The 2,168-nt window shown below is 40.9% G+C and carries 3 protein-coding genes; 1 reads left to right on the top strand and 2 read right to left on the bottom strand.

Annotation, left to right across the window (positions count from 1 at the left end):
* Positions 1-259: 259 nt before the first annotated feature.
* Positions 260-544, bottom strand: coding sequence for a hypothetical protein (locus PL9214_RS19670; protein ID WP_072720477.1), 285 nt, complete (start codon positions 542-544; stop codon positions 260-262).
* Positions 545-827: 283 nt separating this feature from the next.
* Entirely contained in the window at positions 828-1,217 is a 390-nt protein-coding gene (locus PL9214_RS19675; RefSeq protein WP_072720478.1) for a RidA family protein, read from the bottom strand.
* A 108-nt stretch (positions 1,218-1,325) separates the two neighbouring features.
* Between PL9214_RS19675 and ilvC the strand changes: the two genes are divergently transcribed.
* The coding region (gene ilvC, locus PL9214_RS19680) for a ketol-acid reductoisomerase (protein WP_072720479.1) at positions 1,326-2,168 on the top strand (843 nt) is incomplete at its 3' end.

A 2,168-nucleotide genomic window follows, 5' to 3' on the forward strand; every position in this document is an offset into this window, starting at 1 on the left:
GTAATTTCTCTCAAAATTAATATCCTGACATTCGGTTATCAACTTTAATTTCAGCAGTTGAGGGTAAATAAAATACAACTGTGATTAACGAATTAATAACCGCATTGGGAGAATTCATCCTTTCGGATTTGAGTTAACAATCCGTTAATTTCTGGGTATTTTTCAGCAAGTTCCCTGCATTTCTTTTCGGGAAATAGCAGGGAACGGGTTGATCTTAAACTTCTGTAAGGATGTTAAAAACAACAACATCCTGAGTCGTTTAAGCCATAATTCGATCAGATTTAACATAAAAAACAGCAACTGTTATGTTTTTTACGGATATTTTAATTTTTGGGGCTAGTCGCATTTGAGAAACGGGTTCTCGAATTAAACTGTAAACCTGTGTGAGTGCTTCACCCATTTCCTGGGTCAAGCATTGGATATGTAAAACTCCCCACCGTCGAAATACTCTACAATTCGCCAGGAGTTGAAGTTGATCTAGCTCCTGTTGATTTTCCCGATAAAAATCCCAAATCAGCCGAGTTAACTGTGAAGGTTGTTTCATATCCTCACCTCTAGTATTGAGTCCTAGATCGCTTATCTCTTCCCTTAGGTAGAGGGCTTATCTTCTAGTATTCATGATCTGATCCCCTTTCTCCATGAATAGAGAGAAAGCTGAAATAAGACTTAATGGGAGTATGTTTAATTTAATCTCACAGACTTTGGCTGTAAACTCATTATAGCAGGTGTTTTAACCGTTGAGAGAAGGATAGACTTTCGAGATCACTCTATCTATATATATTTACATAATTTTATACTCTGATACAATTCTTGAGATCGGGCATCCATCAGTCTCCACAATACACAATTAAATCGATCTCAACATCTCCTAAACCGGCTAGTCCCATGACACCAACTGTCGTTCGACAAGGTAAACGTTCCGCTTCAAAATAAGAGGCATAGATGGTATTAACCGTTTCATAATGTCGAAAATCCGTAACAAAAATTCGAGCCATAACAACTCGATTTAAGCTGGTTTTTGCATGATTTAGCACTAATTTTAAGTTTTCCATCACTTGCTGAGTTTGTTGTTCAATGGTTCCCTTAATCACTTCCCCAGTTTCTGGATTTTCAGCGAGTTGTCCAGTGACAAACAAAAAATCCCCAGCACGCACCGCATGGGAATAGGGAGCAACGGGAGGTAAAACTTGATTGGGCAGGGTAATATACTCCAACATGATTAAAGGATTCCTTCTCTGAGACGACATAAACGGTAACATCATACCAGCCTGTGATATGATCAAAGTTTTGGATAATTACCCCACAAACGGCGAAGGAGAAGCCAGATGGCTCGGATGTACTACGATGCAGATGCCAATTTAGATATTTTGGCAGGGAAAACTATTGCCATTATTGGTTATGGCTCCCAAGGTCATGCCCATGCACTGAATTTAAAAGAAAGTGGTCTGAATGTGATTGTCGGGTTATATCCCGGCAGTAAGTCAGCCATCAAAGCCAAAGATGCCGGTTTAACCGTGCATAGCGTTGAAGATGCAGCTAAGGCTGCTGACTTCATTATGATTTTGCTTCCTGATGAAGTCCAAAAAACCGTTTATAAAAATGAAATTGAACCCCATTTAACCGAAGGCAAAACCCTCGCCTTTGCCCATGGATTTAATATTCACTTTGGTCAAGTGGTTCCTCCCTCTAATGTGGATGTGGTGATGATAGCTCCCAAAGGCCCTGGACATTTAGTGCGGCGCACCTATGAACAAGGCCAAGGGGTTCCTGCTTTATTTGCCGTCTATCAAAATGCGTCTGGACAAGCCCGTGACCGCGCAATGGCCTATGCTAGAGGCATTGGCAGCACACGGGGTGGGATTTTAGAAACCACATTCCGCGAAGAAACTGAAACCGACTTATTTGGTGAACAGGCGGTTTTATGTGGGGGTTTAAGTGCTTTAATTAAAGCTGGATTTGAAACGTTAGTTGAAGCAGGTTATCAGCCGGAATTGGCTTATTTTGAATGTTTACACGAAGTTAAATTAATCGTGGATTTAGTCGTCGAAGGCGGTTTAGCTAAAATGCGCGATAGCATTTCTAACACGGCTGAATATGGAGATTATACTCGCGGCCCTCGAATTATTACCGATGAAACTCGCGCGGAAATGCGAAAAATCCTCAGCGAA

Origin of the sequence: Planktothrix tepida PCC 9214 (genome assembly GCF_900009145.1) — a bacterium.
GTDB lineage: Bacteria > Cyanobacteriota > Cyanobacteriia > Cyanobacteriales > Microcoleaceae > Planktothrix > Planktothrix tepida.

Excerpts from the sequence above, each read along its gene's own strand:
- PL9214_RS19670 (WP_072720477.1), bottom strand. The coding sequence starts at position 544 with ATGAAACAACCTTCACAGTTAACTCGGCTGATTTGGGATTTTTATCGG.
- PL9214_RS19675 (WP_072720478.1), bottom strand. The coding sequence starts at position 1,217 with ATGTTGGAGTATATTACCCTGCCCAATCAAGTTTTACCTCCCGTTGCT.